Below are 18,398 nucleotides of genomic sequence, written 5' to 3' on the forward strand. Positions count from 1 at the left end.
CGCAGCTCCCGCCGGCCCGATCCCGTAAGACACGGGAAAAGGCCTTCGGTCACCACGGCGCTCCACGCCTCTTTCGCCCCTGCCGTACGTTTCGGCAGAACACGAAAGCGCCTCCTCCCGTCCGCATCGACACGTTACGCGATCCGTCCGGCGGCGGAAGGACGGTCAGGATACGGGACGTTTTGGGGGTGGGGAAAATCGAGGATGTAAAAAAGCGAGATAAAGGTCGGGATCGACGCCCATTGCCTTGGGAAACCCTTGCCATGCGCTCCCTGTCATCCTCGGGCGTGACCCGAGGATCCACGCGCTGCGGCGAGGAGGAATGGATCCCCGGGGCACGCCCGAGGATCACGGAGGGAAGGGGTTGCGGGACTTTGTTCAGAAAACCCGCTGCCTGTACCCGTTACTTCTTCTTCGTCGAGCTTTCGCTGTTCTTGACCTGCGAACCCAGCGTCGGCGCGGCCTTGTCGGCGACCTTGTCCTTTTTGGGTTTGCGCGTTTCCTTGTTGCTTCGAACCTGACCCTTGGCCATTGCCGTCTCCCTCGTGTTGGTTAGGAGACAATAACTTGCTTATCGCGCGGAGAAAGCAAGATTTATTTTTGAAGCGGATGGGCCGTCGTTTCGGTCCGCGACGCGTGCCGGCGCCGGGCCAGGTCGCACCCGCCCGCCGTTTGCAATTGTCGAAACGCCGCTTACATAGGAGACAACGAGGCCGCCTCGATGGCGGTGCCATGCCCGGGATGCCGGGTTTTCGAAGGTACGCTTATGAGTGAACACAACCCCTACGCTTCCATGCACGCCACGACGATCATCACCGTTCGCAAGGACGGCAAGGTGGTGATGGCGGGCGACGGCCAGGTGAGCCTTGGCCAGACGGTGATGAAGGGCAATGCGCGCAAGGTCCGCCGATTGGGCAAGGGCGACGTGATCGCCGGTTTTGCCGGCGCGACGGCCGACGCCTTCACGCTGCTCGAACGGCTGGAATCCAAGCTCGAACAATATCCCGACCAGCTGATGCGCGCCGCCGTCGAGCTTGCCAAGGACTGGCGGACCGACCGATATCTGCGTCGTCTTGAAGCGATGATGCTGGTCGCCGACAAGTCCGTCACGCTGGCGCTGACCGGCAATGGCGACGTGCTGGAGCCGGAACACGGCACCATGGCGATCGGCTCGGGCGGCAACTACGCCTATGCGGCGGCCCGTGCGCTGATGGACACCGACAAGTCGGCCGAGGACATCGCGCGCCGCGCCATGCACATTGCCGGCGACATCTGCGTCTACACCAACCACAATGTCGTGGTGGAGACGCTGGATGCCGACCGCTGAGGCCTATGTTTTCCGGCCGGTGACGCAAGCCGACCTGCCAATGCTGGAACGCTGGCTGAACGCGCCGCATGTCCGGCGCTGGTGGGGCGAGCCGGCGGACGAGGTCGCCGGCATCGCGGCGGATTTCGACGAGCCGACCATGGAATCCTTCGTGGTGCTCCATGCCGGCGCACCCTTCGCCTATCTGCAGGCCTATCGGATCGCTTCGGACGACCTGTCCTTCGGTGACCGGCCGGAGCGCACCGTCGGCATCGACCAGTTCATCGGCCTTGCCGACATGGTCGGCATCGGCCACGGACCGGCGATGATCGAGGCTTTTGTGCAGAAGGTCTTCACTGAGGGTATCGACCGGGTCGTGCTCGATCCGCATCCCGACAATGCGCATGCCATCCGGGCCTATGAAAAGGCCGGATTCCATGCTTTCGATCAACGCATGACTGAGGACGGCCCGGCGCTGATGATGGCCCGGGATCGTTGCTAGAGGAAACCCATGACCAATTTTTCCCCCCGCGAGATCGTTTCCGAACTCGATCGCTACATTATCGGCCAGCACGACGCCAAGCGCGCCGTGGCGATTGCGCTTCGCAACCGCTGGCGCCGGCACCAGCTGGAGCCGGACCTGCGCGACGAGGTGATGCCGAAGAACATCCTGATGATCGGCCCGACCGGCGTCGGCAAGACGGAGATTTCCCGCCGCCTGGCAAAACTCGCCGGCGCGCCCTTCGTCAAGGTCGAGGCGACCAAGTTCACCGAGGTTGGCTATGTCGGCCGTGATGTCGAGCAGATCGTGCGTGACCTCGTCGAGGTCGGCATCGGCCTGGTGCGCGAAAAGAAGCGCGCCGAGGTGACGGCCAAGGCCCATGCCAATGCCGAGGAACGGGTGCTCGACGCGCTGGTCGGCGCCACCGCCTCGCCGGCGACGCGCGATAGTTTCCGTAAAAAGCTGCGCAACAACGAGCTCGACGACAAGGAAATCGAGGTCGACGTTGCCGATACCGGCGGCGGCATGCCCGGCGGTTTTGAAATCCCCGGCATGCCGGGCGCCAATATCGGCGTGCTCAACCTGTCGGAAATGTTCGGCAAGGCGATGGGCGGGCGCACGAAGAAGGTGAAGACAACGGTCAAGAACAGCTACAAGATCCTGATCGACGACGAGTCCGACAAGCTGCTCGACATGGAGCAGATCCAGCGCGAGGCGGTCCATTCGGCCGAGAATGACGGCATCGTCTTCATCGACGAGATCGACAAGATCGCCGCGCGTGACGGCGGCATGGGGGCGGGCGTGTCCCGCGAGGGCGTGCAGCGTGACTTGCTGCCGCTTGTCGAAGGCACGACGGTTGCGACGAAGTACGGGCCGGTGAAGACGGACCATATCCTGTTCATCGCCTCCGGTGCCTTCCATGTCTCCAAGCCGTCGGACCTGCTGCCGGAGCTTCAGGGCCGCCTGCCGATCCGCGTCGAGTTGAAGGCGCTGACCAAGCAGGACTTCCGCCGCATCCTGACGGAGACCGAGGCGAGCCTCATCCGCCAGTACAAGGCGCTGATGCTGACGGAAAGCGTCGACCTCGACTTCACCGAGGATGCGCTCGATGCGCTGGCCGACGTGGCGGTGCAGTTGAACGCCAGCGTGGAGAATATCGGCGCGCGGCGTCTCCAGACGGTGATGGAGCGGGTGCTCGACGAGATCTCCTTCGAGGCACCTGACAAGCCGGGCAACACGCTCGTCATCGACGCGGAGTATGTCCGCAAGCATGTCGGGGCGCTTGCGGCCAATACGGACCTGTCGCGCTACATCCTGTGACGTTTCCGCACCGGTGGTCGCCTTCGCGACCGCCGGTGCGGGGTTTTTGACGGGAAGGGGCCTCGACAGCAAGGGCATCGCGGCCTAGGTCATTGCCACGTTTTGGCATCATTCCGACATGTTTCTCTTCCATCGGTCTCGCCATTCGCCGACATCACCAGAAGACGGAACCGCAATCGTGCGACAGCTGATCCCTGTGTTTGCCCTCGCAGCCGCCCTTTTTGTCCAGAGCCAGACCGTGGCATTGGCCATCGACGTGGTGCCCGCCGGCAACATCAATGCCGAGCAGCCGAACATCCCGGGCGCCTCCGTGCGCCGCACGAAGGCCGGAAAAACCTCCTTCGACGCGAAATACGAGAAGGTGCGCGATCTTCTCGCCACCGACCGCGAGCTCACCGGCAAGATCAAGTCCACTGCCGGCAAATACGGCATCGACCCGATCCACATGGTCGGCGCGATCGTCGGCGAACACACCTACAATGTCGATGCCTATGACCGGCTGCAGAGCTATTATGTGAAGGCGGCCTCCTATACGGGCAGCTTCCGCTTTGCCTATGACGGGGAATCGGTCGCGGATTTCGTCGATCGGCCGGAATTTGCGCAATGCGCCAGCAAGAAGGGCTCCTACGGGCTGTGGACCTGCCGCGAGCAGGTCTGGAACCGGTCGTTCAAGGGCCGCACGGTCGGCGGCACGTCCTTCCCGAACAATCGCTTCAGCGCGGTGTTCTTCCAACCCTTCTATGCCGGCCAGACCTTTGGCCTCGGCCAGATCAACCCGCTGACGGCGCTGACGCTGACGGACGATGTGGCCCGCATTTCCGGCTACGACCGGCTCGACGAGGCGGATGCCGCCGGCGTCTACAAGGCGATCATGGATCCGGATATCTCGCTTGCCTATATGGCAGCCTCGATCCGCCGCTCGATCGACGCCTACAAGAAGATCGCCGGCGTCGACATCTCGAAAAACCCCGGCGTGACGGCAACCCTCTACAATATCGGCAACCCGGACGCCCGCGCGAGCGCCTTCGCCGCCCGCCGCGCCGCCGGCGAGGTGACCTGGCCGGAAGAGAACTATTACGGCTGGCTGGTGAACGACAAACTGGCGGAGCTTCGGTCCCTGCTCTGATCGTCCGCACGTCGCGGTGCGCAAAACCGCTACGTAGTTTGCTGGAATTGCTCTAACTTCCGCCTCTATATCGGCCCAGTCTACAGGTGAGCCGATCATAGGAGCCAGACGATGGATATGCGTCCCGAGCCGTTCGAACCGCCGGCGCCGATCCCGCGCACGGTGCCGCCGTCGAAGCTCGAGATCATCCGCACGGTGTTCCGCAATCCGCTGGAGCTGTGGGGCGAGCCCTCCTATACGCTGCCCTGGATCATGACGAGTTTTTTTGGCGAGAAGACGCTGATCGTCAACGATCCCGGTCTCATCAAATATCTGCTCGTCGACAATGCCGCCAACTACAAGATGGCGGTGGTGCGCCAGCTCGTGCTGCGGCCGATCCTGCGTGACGGCCTGCTGACGGCGGAGGGTGCGGTCTGGCGCCGGTCCCGCAAGGCCGTCGCGCCGATCTTCACGCCGCGCCATGCCAAGGGCTTTGCCAGCCAGATGCTGGCGCAGTCGGAGCTTTACGCGCAGAAATACGAGGGCGCGGACGGTGCGGCCTTCGATATCGGCAACGACATGACGGAGCTCGCCTTCGCCATCCTGTCCGAGACGCTGTTTTCCGGCGAGATCGTCACCTCCTCCAACAATTTCGCCGACGACGTGGACGACCTGCTGCACTCGATGGGTCGCGTTGACCCGATGGATCTGCTGCGCGCGCCCGCCTGGGTGCCGCGTGTCACGCGGATTGGCGGGCTAAGGGTGCTCGGAAAATTCCGCAAGATCGTGCGCGACACGATGGATTTGCGCTTGAAACGCATGAACAGCGCCGCGGGCGACGCGCCGAACGATTTCCTCACCCTGCTGCTACGTGCTGCCGGGCCGGAGGGGCTGACCATGGAGGAGGTGGAGGACAATATCCTCACCTTCATCGGAGCCGGCCATGAGACGACGGCGCGGGCGCTTGCCTGGACGCTCTATTGCGTGGCCAATAGCCCGCATGTGCGCGAGGCGATGGAAGAGGAGATCGATCGGGTGCTGGCAAGCGGCGCCGATCCCGTCGAATGGCTGGAGCTTATGCCCTGGACGCGCGCCGCCTTCGAGGAGGCGATGCGGCTTTATCCGCCGGCCCCCTCGATCAACCGCGAGGCGATCGCCGATGACGTCTGGACGAGCCCTTCCGGCGAGCGGGTCGAGATCCCCAAGGACGTGACCATCCTCGTCATGCCCTGGACGCTGCATCGCCATGCGCTTCTCTGGCAGAAGCCGCGCGCCTATATGCCGGAACGCTTTTTGCCGGAAAACCGCGATGCCATCCACCGCTTCCAGTACCTGCCGTTCGGCGCGGGTCCGCGCATCTGCATCGGCGCGACCTTCGCCATGCAGGAGGCGATCATCGCACTCGGCGTGCTGATGCACCGCTTCCGCTTCGACATGACTGAGACGACGCGCCCCTGGCCAGTGCAGCGCCTGACGACGCAGCCGGCTAACGGATTGGCGTTGCGGGTGACGGCTCGTCGGCCCGCTTCTTCGATTTCTTGATGGTCTTGATCGAGGCGCAGGTCGCTTCCGGATTCTTGCAGGGCTGGTAGACGACGATTTCGCTGCCGCTGCCATCGTCCCAGACTGCCTGCACGGCGATCGTCTGCGCCTCGCCCGGCTTCAGGTTGAGATAGAGCCAGTTCTGGCTGTCGTCCGACGGCAGGTTGAAGGGCAGTTCCGGATCGCATGCCGCCATCGGGAACGTCTTGTCGAGCGCGTCGGAATTGATCGAATAACGCACCTCCTTCAGTCGGCAATGCATGGTCTGCAAGGCCGTGAAATAGATGAGCTGCTGGTCGGCGAACTCGCGGAACTGCACCCAGCCCGTCTGCTTGTTGGCATCCAGCATCGCCTTGTAGATCGCCACGTCCGGGATCTGCGCTTGGTATTGCTCTTCACCCTCTTCCTGGGCCTTGGCGGGCAGGCTGCCGGCAACAAGGGCCGTGCCGAGAAGAAGGGCAGCCAGAAGCGGCCTTCTGATGGAGAGATCGATCACTGGGTGGACTCCTCGTTCTTTCACCTGATGTCGCCGGCGGGATGGTGGCAATCGACTTGGACATGCAATAACACCATTCCAGACCGGCTTTGAAAAGAGCCAGTCCTGTTTTGAAGAAGACGGCAGGTAGTCCGGAAGAATTCTCGTGGCAGATCATTTATTACTCGGCATCGATACCGGCGGCACCTATACGGATGCCGTGCTCTACAGCGAAACCCACGGCGTGGTGGCCCGCGCCAAGGCGCTCACCACCCGCCACGATCTTTCGGTCGGCATTTCGGGGGCGGTTGAAGCCGTACTGGAGCAGGCGAAAGCCGCGGTTTCCGCGATCGGCCTGGTCTCGCTGTCGACGACGCTTGCCACCAATGCGCTGGTCGAGGGGCAGGGCGGCCGTGCCGGGCTGGTGATGATCGGCTTCGGCCCGGACGACTTGAAGCGCGACGGGCTTGCCGATGCGCTGGGCAACGATCCAGTGCTGTTTTTGCCCGGCGGCCACAATGTGCACGGCAACGAGACGCCGCTCGACATGACGGCGCTGGACGAGGCCCTGCCGACGCTGTCGCAAACCGTGTCCTCCTTCGCCGTCGCCGGTTATTTCGCCGTGCGCAACCCGGCGCACGAGCAGCGCGTGCGCGACCGCATCCGCGCGGTCTCGCACCTGCCGGTGACCTGCAGCCACGAACTGTCCTCCAAACTCGGCGGCCCGCGCCGCGCGTTGACGACGCTGCTCAACGCTCGCCTGGTCTCGATGATCGACCGGCTGATCGGCGCCTGCGAGGACTATCTTACGCGCCGCGGCATCCATGTGCCGATGATGGTGGTGCGCGGCGACGGCGCGCTGATCTCGGCTGCCGAGGCGCGGCTTCGCCCGATCGAAACCATTCTCTCCGGTCCGGCGGCAAGCCTTGTCGGCGCGCGCCACCTGACCGGCCTCGACAATGCCGTCGTCTCCGACATTGGCGGCACGACGACGGATGTCGCGGTGCTCGACGGCGGCCGGCCGAAGCTTGATGCGGAGGGCGCCGTCGTCGGCGGCTACCGCACCATGGTCGAGGCCGTCGCCATGCGGACCTTCGGGCTCGGCGGCGATTCGGAGGTGCGCATCAACGATCGCGGCCTCAAGGCGAAGATCGATCTCGGGCCGCGCCGTTTCCTGCCGCTCAGCCTCGCCTCGGCGCTGCATCCCGGCGCCATCGTGCCGGTGCTCGAACGCCAGATCCGTACGGCGCATGTCGGGCGGCATGATGGCCGTTTTGCCGTGCGCACCGGCGTGCCGGAGCGGCTTGCCAGCGGGCTCCAGCCGCAGGAACAGTCGCTTTACGACAAGATCGGTGCTGCGCCGCTGCCGCTCGACGGCCTGCTCGTCACCACGCTGCAGAAGGCGACGCTCGACCGGCTGGTCGCCCGCGGCCTCGTGCATCTTGTCGGCATCACGCCGTCGGACGCCATGCATGTGCTCGGCGGGCAGGGCCAGTGGGATGCCGCTGCCGCCCGCCTCGGGCTGGAACTCGCCGCGCGCACCAAGGACGGCACCGGCCGGCCGATCGCCGACAGCCCGGAAGCCCTGGCACGGTCAATTGTCGACCGGCTGACCCGCCAGTCGGCGGATGTCATTCTCTCCGCCTGCCTTGCCGATGACGGCGTGGGGGCGCTCGATCCGGCCAATTCGATTTCAATCGACCGCGCGCTTCACCGCGTGCCGGGCATCGTGACATTCCGCGTCGCGCTCGACCGGCCGCTTGTCGGCCTCGGGGCGTCGGCGCCGGTCTACTACCCTGATATCGCCGAGATGCTGGGCGCCGAATCGTCCATTCCGGCCGATGCCGGCGTCGCCAATGCCGTCGGCGCGGTCGTCGGCCAGGTGCGCGCGGCCGTCACGGTCTTCGTGACCATGCCGGAGGACGGCGTCTTCATCGTCAATGGTGCAGGTGACAGCGTGCGCCTGATCGACGAGGCGGCTGCCTTCTCGCTGGCCAAGGAACGGGCGGTGACGGCGGCACTGCATTCTGCCCGGGCCAATGGTGCGGACGAGCCGGTCGTGACGCTGTCGGAAGAGATCGATGCGCCGGAGGTGGAGGGCAGCCGCAAGCTCATGGAGGCGCGTTTTACCGCAACGGCCAGCGGCCGGCCGCGCATTGCCGACGAGGCGTGACGGCCTACCACACCCGGAGCGTCATCCTCGGGCCTGACCCGAGGATCTATACGGCGGGTGACGCGTGAATGCTCGGGTCCAGCCCGAGCATGACAAGAAATCGCTTTAGCCTGTTGAACCCCCTCATCCGCCTGCCGGCACCTTCTCCCCGTTGGGGAGAAGGGGATTATCGCAGACGTCTCGTTTCCCTTCTCCCCAACGGGGAGAAGGTAGCCCGTAGGGCCGGATGAGGGGCCCTGGGGTTTGTTTGCCGCCCTGGAGGCTGGTTGTCAGTGGCCTGATAAGTACGATTTTATCCGTAGCGGAATAAATTCTTTATGCCTTTGCCGAATTGACTATGAATGAAAGCTCCGGAAAGTGACAGCATTCGGGATACTCCCCCTTCGTCCCGCCATTCGGAGCCTTTTCAGATGACTTTTACCGAAAAAGCCGGTCTTTCGATCGACAGTGCCCTTTATGACTTTATCGTCACGGAGGCTCTTCCCGGCACGGGCGTGGACGCCGAGCGCTTCTTTGCCGATTTCTCCGCCATCGTGCACGACCTTGCGCCGGAAAACCGTGCGCTGCTCGCCAAGCGCGATGCGTTGCAGGAAAAGATCGACGCCTGGTATCGCGCAAACGGCGCGCCGGTGGACATGGCGGCCTATCAGGCGTTCCTGCGCGAGATCGGCTACCTGCTGCCGGAAGGCGGCGACTTCACGGTGACGACGGACAATGTCGACCCCGAGATTGCCAGCCTCGCCGGCCCGCAGCTCGTCGTGCCGGTCATGAATGCGCGCTACGCGCTGAATGCCGCCAATGCGCGCTGGGGTTCGCTCTACGATGCGCTCTACGGCACGGATGTCATTCCGCAAACCGACGGCGCGGAAAAGGGCAAGGGCTACAATCCGAAGCGCGGCGAGAAGGTGGTGGCGTGGGCCAAGGCCTTCCTCGACGAGGCTGCACCGCTCGTCGACGCCCGCTGGGCCGATATTACCGATATCAAAGCCGGTTCGGAACTGCTTCTGATGGCGGGCGACCGCTCCGTTTCGCTGAAGCGGCCCGAGCAATATGCCGGCCATGCGGAGCACGAGGGCTGGCGCCATGTGCTGCTCAAGAACAATGGCCTCGGCATCGAGATCCTTCTCAACCGCGACTGGGAGATCGGCAAGACCGACCCGGCCGGCATTGCCGGCGTCAATATCGAGGCCGCGCTGACGACGATCATGGATTGCGAGGATTCGGTCGCCGCCGTCGATGCCGAGGACAAGGTGCTCGTCTATCGCAACTGGCTCGGCCTGATGAAGGGCGACCTGAAGGAGACTTTCAAGAAGGGCTCCGAGACGGTCGAGCGCAAGCTTTATGACGACTTTACCTATACGGCGCCCGATGGCTCGCCCTTCGAGGTCAAGTGCCGCTCGCTGATGCTGGTGCGCAATGTCGGCCACCTGATGACCAACCCGGCGATCCGCGACCGCGACGGCAACGAGGTGCCGGAAGGCATCATGGATGCCATGGTCACCGCGCTGATCGCGCTGCACGACATCGGCGTAAACGGCCGCCGCAAGAATTCGCGCGAGGGCTCGATGTATGTCGTCAAGCCGAAGATGCACGGGCCGGAAGAAGTCGCCTTCGCGTCAAAGCTGTTCGGCCGGGTCGAGGCTGCCGTTGGCATGGCGCCGAACACCATGAAGATGGGCATCATGGACGAGGAACGCCGCACGACGGTCAACCTCAAGGAATGCATTCGCGCGGCACAAGAGCGCGTCGTCTTCATCAATACCGGCTTCCTCGACCGCACCGGCGACGAGATCCACACCTCGATGGAAGCGGGTCCGATGATCCGCAAGGGCGACATGAAGCAGGCCGCGTGGATTGCGGCCTACGAGAACTGGAACGTCGATATCGGCCTGGAATGCGGGCTTTCCGGCCATGCGCAGATCGGCAAGGGCATGTGGGCCATGCCCGACCTGATGGCCGCCATGCTGGAGCAGAAGATCGCCCATCCGAAGGCCGGCGCCAACACCGCCTGGGTTCCCTCGCCGACGGCCGCGACGCTGCATGCCACGCACTACCACAAGGTCAATGTCGCCGAGGTTCAGGCAGCGCTGCGCTCGCGTCCGCGGGCAAAGCTGTCGGATATCCTGTCCGTGCCGGTCGCCGTTCGGCCGAACTGGACGCCGGAGGAAATCCAGCGCGAGCTCGACAACAATGCGCAGGGCATTCTGGGTTACGTCGTGCGCTGGGTCGACCAGGGCGTCGGTTGCTCCAAGGTGCCTGATATCAACGATGTCGGCCTGATGGAGGACCGCGCCACGCTGCGCATCTCCGCCCAGCACATGGCGAACTGGCTGCACCACGGCGTGGTGACGGAAGCACAGATCGTCGAGACCATGCAGCGCATGGCCGCCGTCGTCGACGGGCAGAATGCCGGCGACCCGCTGTACCAGAAGATGGCCGGCAATTTCGACGGTTCGATTGCCTATCAGGCCGCGCTCGACCTCGTGCTCAAGGGCCGCGAGCAGCCGAACGGCTATACCGAGCCGGTCCTGCACCGCCGCCGGCTGGAGCTGAAGGCGGCGAACGGCTGATAGCAGGACGCTGCCGAAGCAATCCGGCGGCTCGGCTGCCGACAAGGGCTGCACACCTTTCCGCCGTCATGGTCGGGCTTGACCCGACCATCCACACCCCGGGCGAGGCGGTGGATCCTCGGCTCAAGGCCGAGGATGACGTTGGTGGGGAGGTGAGCGTGGTACCCATCAAGGTGGCCATGCAAAGCACAAACGAAAGAAGCCGCCGGAGCGATCCGGCGGCTTCTTTCGTTTGAGGAAGGACGTCCGCTTACTGCTGGACGACGACGCGGGCGCCCTGGCCGGGGCGGACGCGCTTGTAGAGATCGATGATGTCCTGGTTCATCAGGCGGATGCAGCCCGACGATGCGGCTGTGCCGATGGAGGCCCATTCCGGCGTGCCGTGCAGGCGGAACAGCGTGTCCTGGCCCTTCTCATTGAAGAGGTAGAGCGCGCGCGCACCGAGCGGGTTTTTCAGGCCCGGGCCCATGCCGTCCTTGACGTATCGTGCGACTTCCGGCTTGCGGTCTGCCATTTCCTGCGGCGGATGCCAGTTCGGCCATTCCTGCTTCCAGGCAATGTAGGCCTCGCCCTGCCAGGCAAAGCCCGCCTTGCCGACGCCGATGCCGTAGCGAACGGCCTTGCCGCCGGGCAGCACGTAATAGAGGAAGCGGTTCGGCGTGTTGACGACGATCGTGCCGGGCTTTTCCTTGGTGGCGTAATCGACGATCTGGCGGTGGAACTTCGGGTTCACCTTGTTGATCGGGATGCCCGGCAGGGCATAGCCATTGTCCTCAACAGGGCCATATTCCGATGTAAAGATGGCATTGGTCGCCACCTTTTCGCCCGGAAGGGACACGGAGGAAGAAGAGCAACCGGCGAGCGTGACGGCCGCTGCGAGGCCGCACAGGAGGAGGGCATTGCGGAAACGCATGTGATTCTCTTGGAAAAAGGAATTAAGAAGTTCCGAGACGCGGAGCTTTCATCGGTTATGGTTTATTTTCGATTAAACCAGCCAATGCAAGTCTGTGTGCTCCGGCGTGGGCTAAAGCCAAAGCAAAAAGCCGGCGGATTGTTTTTTTGCAACAACAATGCCCGGTAACCTGCCGCTTTCGCCACACCCGAGCCATGCCAAGCATGCCTGCGCGCGCCATTCAATGGCCTTGCGCCCCGCCTGCTTCGAAGCCGCACAGGAACCGCGGCATGCGGTTAACGAAGTCTTTTCCCGGCTGCCAATCCGCCCGTCGGCTTAACTTTTTCCCGGCCGAAAAACCGTTTCGCGGTAAAATGCGATTCGCCGAGGTTTTTTGAATGACGATCGTATCGCTTCACAACGACAATCCGCTGATCGACGGCCGCCAGTCCGACCGTGCCATGATGGTGCGCCGCGGCGTGCAGCGCATGCTGGCCGAGATGCGCCATGCGGTGCTGCCCGAACTGACGCTGGCAAGCGGCCGGCGCGCCGATCTGATCAGCCTGTCCGACAAGGGGGAGATCTGGATCGTCGAGATCAAGACGTCGATCGAGGATTTCAAGGTGGACCGCAAATGGCCGGACTACCGGCGCCATTGCGACCGGCTGTTCTTCGCCACCCATAAAGAGGTGCCGCTCGATATCTTCCCGGAGGAATGCGGCCTGATCCTCTCCGACGCCTATGGCGCGCATATCCTTCGCGACGCGCCGGAACACAGGCTGCCACCGCCGACACGCAAGTCCGTGACCTTCGCCTTTGCCCGCGTCGCCGCCGGCCGGCTGCTGCTTGCCGAGTTTTCGATGGACGGGCGGCAGGACGGGCCGGATATCTCGGCCATCGTCTCCGGCCGGCGCGACGAGCCAGCCTAGGCGAAGATCGTCGTCGCTCCGGTGACATACAGAATGGCCACGGCAACGACCACGCAGACGACCGTCTTGCTTTTTGCCAGTGCGGCGGTGCCGAGAAGCACATAGTAGATCATGTTGAGACCGAGCCAGAGCGCGATATCCGACGGCGCCCACGGCGTCGTGACGGCGGAGATCACGTTCGGGATCTGGGTGATGAGGTTGCTCGCCAGCACGCAGAACACCACCACGTGCCGGTGTTCCATGATGTGGTTGTCCAGCGTGTCCTTCTCGGTGGCCTTCGGGAAAACCTGGGTGGCGGCGAAATAATAGAGCAGGGCGACCAGCGCCACGGCAAGCGCGGTGAGGTAACGCACGTCGGGCAGATCGCGATAGGCCCAGGCATTCATCCAGAAGGTGATGAGATCGACGAGGAGCAGCGTGCCGAACAGCGGTGCGACGATGCCGATCCGGCGGGTGCTGCGTTCGTCATAGGCGCGCGAAAAGCCGGAGACGACCTCGGCAACGGCGAGACCGAGCAGCAGGCCGTAGAACCCGAACATGAAGCCGAATGCGTCGCTCACTGAAGTCTCCGGACAGGTTGGAAGCCGTATCGACGATTGCCGTAGCGGCGAGCGTCCTGGCTTTCAACCGTGCTTAGCAGCCGGCGCGTCGAAAAAATCGACCATTTTCGGGTTGGCCTGACCTGACGCCCGCGCAGTCCCGGTTTTTTTACTTCGGTGCGCGTTTCGCCAGGATGCGCTGGAGCGTGCGGCGGTGCATGTTGAGGCGGCGGGCCGTCTCGGAGACGTTGCGGTCGCACATTTCATAGACGCGCTGGATATGCTCCCAGCGCACGCGATCCGCCGACATCGGGTTTTCCGGCAGTTCCACGCGTTCGCCGGGGCGCTGCGTCAGCGCGGCAAAGATGTCGTCGGCATCGGCGGGCTTTGCCAGATAATCGACGGCGCCGAGTTTCACGGCGTTCACGGCGGTGGCGATATTGCCGTAGCCGGTCAGCATGATGATGCGCGTGTCGTCGCGGCGCTGGCGGATGGCGGCGATCACGTCGAGGCCGCTGCCGTCGCCGAGGCGCAGGTCGACCACCGCATATTTCGGCGGGTTCGTCTTGGCCTTGGCAATGCCCTCCGCGACGGATTCAGCCGTATCGACGGCGAAACCGCGCGTTTCCATGGCGCGCGCAAGACGGCGCAGGAAGGGCGCGTCGTCATCGACGAGGAGCAACGACGGATCCGGGCCGATATCGTCTGCTGCGATGCTGTTCGTGTCGGTGTTTTCTGCCATTTTCGTCTTCCGAGGCCGATTTTCGTCCGTTCTTGATCAAGATCAGCTTATCGCCCGTAAGCGGGGGCGGGTAAAGTCATTTCGCGGCCTTTGCCTCCATGCGGCCCCGCGGCCAATCGACCGAGACGCGCGCACCCGGCCGGTCGCCCGTGCGATTGCCGAAGGTCAATTTGGCGCCCGAGCGCTCGAGCAGGGTCTTGGCGATGAACAGCCCGAGACCAAGCCCGCCGGCCCGTTCGTCACGCTGGCGCTTGGTGACGTAGGGGTCGCCGATGCGCTGGAGAATGTCCGCGGCATAACCGTCGCCGTCGTCCTCGATGACGATCGTCACGCGCTCCGGCGTGTGGTCGACGGTAATGGTGACCTCTTCGCGGGCATGGTCCACCGCGTTTTCCAGAAGATTGCCGAGACCGTAGAGAATGCCGGGATTGCGGTTGCCGACCGGCTCGCCGTTGCGGTCGTTGTTTTCGACCAGGTTGAGCCGGATGCCGAATTCGCGGTGCGGCGCCAGCACCTCCTCCAGCAGCGAGGAGAGCGGCAGCACCCGCATATGCGCCTCGTCCTCCGTCGACAGCGTCGTCAGCCGGCGCAGGATGTCGCGGCAGCGCTCGCTCTGGCTGCGCAGCAGCTGCACGTCTTCCTTGAAGCGCTCGTCGGTGCCGAGTTCGCGCTCCATCTCGCGCGCCACGACGCTGATCGTGGCGAGCGGCGTGCCGAGTTCATGGGCGGCAGCGGCGGCAAGGCCATCGAGCTGCGACAGGTGCTTTTCCCGCTGGAGAATGAGTTCGGTCGCCTGCAGCGCATTGGAAAGCTCGGCGGCTTCCTGCGACACGCGATAGGAATAGAAGGCGGCGAAGGCGGTGGTCGACACGATGGCGAACCAGAAGCCGGCGGTCAGGATCGGCGGAACGACGAGCAGCGTGCCGGGAAACCACGGCAAGGGGAACGGCGTGAAGGCAAGGGCGGTGATGCCGAGGAAGGACAGGAAACCGAGCGGCAGGCTGAAGCGGATCGGCTGCAACGACGAGGAGATGATGACCGGCACGCAGACGAGCGGCGCAAACGGGTTGGCAAGGCCGCCGGTAATGAAGAGCAGCGCCGTCAGCTGGCAGAGGTCGAAGGCGAGCAGCAGGAAGGCGGAGGCCGGCGTCAGCCGGTGTGCGGGCGGAAAACGCACGGCAAGAAAGAAGTTCACCGCCGCAAGCAGGGCGATCAGTATCCCGGCCGGCAGCAGCGGCAGCGGAAATGCCAGCCACAGCCCGACGACGATGACGCTGATCGTCTGGCCCGCCACCGCCAGCCAGCGCAGGCGAATGAGCGTTTCGAGGCGCAGCCGCCGGCCGGCGCCCTCGAACTCGATGTCCTGATATCCTGCCATGTCTTTTCCTCTTGGCTCTGGAGCCTTTGCGTAATTGCGGCCGCAAAACCGTTTCGCACTCTTGCTGGACTTGCTTGCTCTTATGTACCGCGCGGTTTGACGCGTGTCGTCGGCATCGCCTCGGCCGGATCCTCCGGCCAGGGATGCCGCGGATAGCGCCCGCGCATGTCGGCCCTGACATCGCGCCACGAGCCCGCCCAGAAACCGGGCAGGTCGCGCGTCGTCTGGATGACGCGGTGCGCCGGGGACTGCAGTTCGAGCAGCAGCGGCAGCCGGCCGCCTGCAATGGCCGGATGCTGCTTCAACCCGAACAGTTCCTGCACGCGGATTTCCAGCACCGGCTCGTCGCCATCATAACGGATCGGGTGGCGCTGGCCGGTCGGTGCCTCGAAATGGGTGGGCGCCAGCCGCGCAAGATCGCGCTGAACCTCATAAGGTACCAGCGCCATCAGGCCCTCCTGCAGGCTTGACGACTTGATATCGTCGATGCCGCGCGTCGTCTCCTGGAAGGGAACGAACCAGGTGTCGAGCGTCGCCAGCAGCGCGTCGTCGCTGGTATCCGGCCAGGGCGCGCCGATCGAACGATGGAGGAAGCCGATCCGGTCACGCAATTGTGCCGCCTCGCGGGAAAACGGCAGGGCCTGGAGGCCGAGCTGGCGAACGCCGTCTGCCAGCGCCAATGCGGCTTTCGCTCCACTCGGGCGCGGAAGCGGCGTCTCCTCTAGAATCATCGCGCCGAGGCGAACGACCCGGCGCGCGCGCACCTGGCGGCTGGCGCGGTCGAAGACGCATTGATCCTCGCGCACGATCTTGTCCGCAAGCTCGGCCTCGACCGTGGCACGGTCGATTTCGGCGGCGGCGAGAATGCGCTGGCGTCCGGCCTGTCCCGTCAGGTCGGCGACGACGATCATGTCGCAGCCGGCAAGCCGCTCGGTCTCCGGCAGTTCCGCGCCGCGCCCGTTCGCCATGACGAACCGCCCGCGGCCGCCGCGCTGCAGGGCAACCCGGTCCGGGAAGGCATGCAGCAGCAAGGCGCCCGGTATGCTCGTTCCGTCTCCCTTCGCCTTGCCAAACCCCTCCGCCATACGGCTCGCGAGCCGGCGCGCGGCGTCCGCACGCTCGCCGCGTTCGTTGGCAAAGCGCCGCAGGCGGTCTTCGATATCCACGGCCGGGCCGCCAAGCCCCTGTTCCGTCAGCAGCACGGCCAGCCGCGCCGCTGCCGCCTGTTCGCCGTCCTGCGCGGCATGCAGGATCATGGCGGCAAGCCGCGGCGGCAGCGCCAGCGCGCGGATGCGTTTTCCCGCCTGTGTGAGCGCACCGGTCGCATCGAGCGCACCAAGCAGGCGCAGCAGATTGCGCGCCTCCTCAAGGGCTGCGGCCGGCGGCTGGTCGACGAGGCGGAGAGTAGCGGGATCGGCCACGCCCCAATGGGCAAGGTCGAGCACGAAGCCGGACAGGTCGCTGGACAGGATTTGCGGTGGCGTGAAGGCGGGCAGCGCCGCCGTCTGGCCGGCATGCCAGAGCCGGATCGCAATGCCAGGCTCGGTCCGCCCGGCGCGGCCGGCACGCTGGTCGGCCGAGGCGCGCGACACGCGCACCGTCTCCAGCCGCGTGATCCCGGTCGCCGCCTCGAAGACCGGCAGGCGTTGCAGCCCGCTGTCGACGACGATGCGCACGCCATCGATGGTGATCGACGTTTCGGCAATCGACGTCGCCAGCACGATCTTGCGCGTGCCGGCCGGTGCCGGTCGGATCGCCGCATCCTGGTCCTTCTGGCCGAGATTGCCATAGAGCGGCACGACGGTGGTCTCCGGCCCGAACCGGCCCGCCAGCCGTTCGGCGGTGCGGGTGATTTCGGCCTGTCCCGGCAGGAAGGCGAGGATCGAGCCGCTCTCTTCACGATGCGCCGCAACGATGGTGCGGGTCATGCCGTCCTCGATGCGCTCGCCGGCCGGCCGGTCCTGGTAGCGGATATCGACGGGGAAGGTGCGCCCCTCGCTTACGATGACAGGCGGATTGTCGAGCAGCGCCGACACCCGCGCGACATCGAGCGTCGCCGACATGACGAGGATGCGCAGGTCCTCGCGCAGCGCCGCCTGCACGTCGAGCGCCAGCGCCAGGCCGAAATCCGCATCGAGCGAACGTTCGTGGAATTCGTCGAAAAGCACCGCGCAAACACCGGGCAGTTCCGGATCGTCGAGAATCATGCGGGCAAAAACGCCCTCCGTCACCACCTCTATCCGTGTCTGCGCCGAGACGCGGTTGTCGAGCCGCATGCGATAGCCGACGGTCTCGCCAACCCGTTCGCCCAGAAGTGCCGCCATGCGGCCCGCCGCGGCGCGCGCGGCAAGCCGGCGCGGCTCGAGCAGGATGATCCGCCCGTCGCCCCGCCAGGCCTCGCCAAGAAGGAAGAGCGGCACCAGCGTCGTCTTGCCCGCACCGGGCGGCGCCGACAGCACGGCGCTCGTGCCCGATGAGAGGGCCGCACCGAGCGCCGGCAGCGCTTCGAGCACCGGCAGGCTCGGCAATGTATCGAGGATCGACGCCATGCTCAGATCGTACCCTCTCTATAGGAGGCGTCATTATAGGAGGCGGACATGCTCTTCTCCGGTCTGCTCTGCCCCCCTGAATATCCCGGCAGCACCCCCTTGGAGAAGGGGCGGGGATCGGGTGATCGCGGCAAACTGACATTCGTCATGGTTTCGTCATGTTTTTTACCGTCCGGACAAGATTTGGGTGTGTGTTTTGGTTGTTTGGGGTGTGTTTTGGGGATGTGTTGTGCGGTGTTGAATAAGAAAGTTGTTTTATTTCAGTGACTTGTAAGTTTTTTGATTTTTCTTGATCCCCGCTGTTGACGTGTCCGCATGGGTGGGCTTATAACCCGCTCATCGAACGAGAGCGGCGGCGCTTCTGGCGGCCAACGAA

Annotated in this window: 15 protein-coding genes; 8 read left to right on the forward strand and 7 right to left on the reverse strand. The window is 64.6% G+C overall.

Annotation, left to right across the window (positions count from 1 at the left end; genetic code table 11):
- Positions 1-403: 403 nt before the first annotated feature.
- A complete protein-coding gene (locus tag AC1RT2_RS12860) occupies positions 404-532 on the reverse strand; it encodes a hypothetical protein (protein WP_286157141.1) in 129 nt (42 codons plus the stop codon).
- Between the two features lie 234 nt (positions 533-766).
- Between AC1RT2_RS12860 and hslV the strand changes: the two genes are divergently transcribed.
- The 5 genes from hslV to AC1RT2_RS12885 all read left to right on the forward strand — a co-directional run bounded on the left by hslV (position 767) and on the right by AC1RT2_RS12885 (position 5,775).
- Complete coding sequence (hslV, locus tag AC1RT2_RS12865) at positions 767-1,327, forward strand: ATP-dependent protease subunit HslV (RefSeq protein WP_069060491.1); 561 nt, start codon at positions 767-769, stop codon at positions 1,325-1,327.
- Entirely contained in the window at positions 1,314-1,808 is a 495-nt protein-coding gene (locus AC1RT2_RS12870; RefSeq protein ID WP_493102333.1) for a GNAT family N-acetyltransferase, read from the forward strand. Before hslV ends, AC1RT2_RS12870 begins: the two co-directional genes overlap by 14 nt.
- Before the next feature lie 9 nt (positions 1,809-1,817).
- Entirely contained in the window at positions 1,818-3,128 is a 1,311-nt protein-coding gene (gene hslU, locus AC1RT2_RS12875; RefSeq protein WP_493102335.1) for an ATP-dependent protease ATPase subunit HslU, read from the forward strand.
- A gap of 178 nt (positions 3,129-3,306) precedes the next feature.
- Complete coding sequence (locus AC1RT2_RS12880) at positions 3,307-4,254, forward strand: DUF1402 family protein (protein ID WP_444802209.1); 948 nt, start codon at positions 3,307-3,309, stop codon at positions 4,252-4,254.
- Between the two features lie 111 nt (positions 4,255-4,365).
- A complete protein-coding gene (locus AC1RT2_RS12885) occupies positions 4,366-5,775 on the forward strand; it encodes a cytochrome P450 (RefSeq protein WP_493102337.1) in 1,410 nt (469 codons plus the stop codon).
- On the opposite strand, the gene AC1RT2_RS12890 is transcribed toward AC1RT2_RS12885, so the two are convergent.
- A complete protein-coding gene (locus AC1RT2_RS12890; protein WP_493102339.1) occupies positions 5,720-6,271 on the reverse strand; it encodes a hypothetical protein in 552 nt (183 codons plus the stop codon). The genes AC1RT2_RS12885 and AC1RT2_RS12890 overlap by 56 nt on opposite strands.
- Before the next feature lie 145 nt (positions 6,272-6,416).
- Here AC1RT2_RS12890 and AC1RT2_RS12895 point away from each other — a divergent pair, with 145 nt between their 5' ends.
- Positions 6,417-8,423 (forward strand): hydantoinase/oxoprolinase N-terminal domain-containing protein, encoded by a 2,007-nt coding sequence (locus tag AC1RT2_RS12895; RefSeq protein ID WP_493102341.1) that lies wholly within the window; start codon positions 6,417-6,419, stop codon positions 8,421-8,423.
- A gap of 410 nt (positions 8,424-8,833) precedes the next feature.
- Entirely contained in the window at positions 8,834-10,993 is a 2,160-nt protein-coding gene (locus tag AC1RT2_RS12900) for a malate synthase G (RefSeq protein ID WP_493102343.1), read from the forward strand.
- Positions 10,994-11,243: 250 nt separating this feature from the next.
- Here the strand turns inward: AC1RT2_RS12900 and AC1RT2_RS12905 are convergent, their stop codons facing one another.
- Positions 11,244-11,906 (reverse strand): L,D-transpeptidase, encoded by a 663-nt coding sequence (locus AC1RT2_RS12905; RefSeq protein ID WP_069060483.1) that lies wholly within the window; start codon positions 11,904-11,906, stop codon positions 11,244-11,246.
- A gap of 377 nt (positions 11,907-12,283) precedes the next feature.
- On the opposite strand from AC1RT2_RS12905, the gene AC1RT2_RS12910 reads away from it, so the two are divergent.
- Positions 12,284-12,814 (forward strand): MmcB family DNA repair protein, encoded by a 531-nt coding sequence (locus tag AC1RT2_RS12910; RefSeq protein ID WP_493102345.1) that lies wholly within the window; start codon positions 12,284-12,286, stop codon positions 12,812-12,814.
- On the opposite strand, the gene AC1RT2_RS12915 is transcribed toward AC1RT2_RS12910, so the two are convergent.
- The 4 genes from AC1RT2_RS12915 to hrpB form a co-directional block, all read right to left on the reverse strand.
- Positions 12,811-13,374 (reverse strand): hypothetical protein, encoded by a 564-nt coding sequence (locus AC1RT2_RS12915; protein ID WP_069060481.1) that lies wholly within the window; start codon positions 13,372-13,374, stop codon positions 12,811-12,813. The genes AC1RT2_RS12910 and AC1RT2_RS12915 overlap by 4 nt on opposite strands.
- Positions 13,375-13,522: 148 nt before the next feature.
- Positions 13,523-14,095, reverse strand: coding sequence for an ActR/PrrA/RegA family redox response regulator transcription factor (locus tag AC1RT2_RS12920; protein ID WP_493102347.1), 573 nt, complete (start codon positions 14,093-14,095; stop codon positions 13,523-13,525).
- Positions 14,096-14,171: 76 nt separating this feature from the next.
- Positions 14,172-15,473: an ActS/PrrB/RegB family redox-sensitive histidine kinase gene (locus tag AC1RT2_RS12925; RefSeq protein ID WP_069060479.1), complete on the reverse strand. Its 1,302-nt coding sequence runs from the start codon at positions 15,471-15,473 to the stop codon at positions 14,172-14,174.
- 80 nt (positions 15,474-15,553) lie between these two features.
- Positions 15,554-18,022, reverse strand: coding sequence for an ATP-dependent helicase HrpB (hrpB, locus tag AC1RT2_RS12930; RefSeq protein WP_493102350.1), 2,469 nt, complete (start codon positions 18,020-18,022; stop codon positions 15,554-15,556).
- Between the last annotated feature and the right edge of the window lie 376 nt (positions 18,023-18,398).

The organism is Shinella sp. GW821-FHT11G07 (assembly GCF_058808115.1).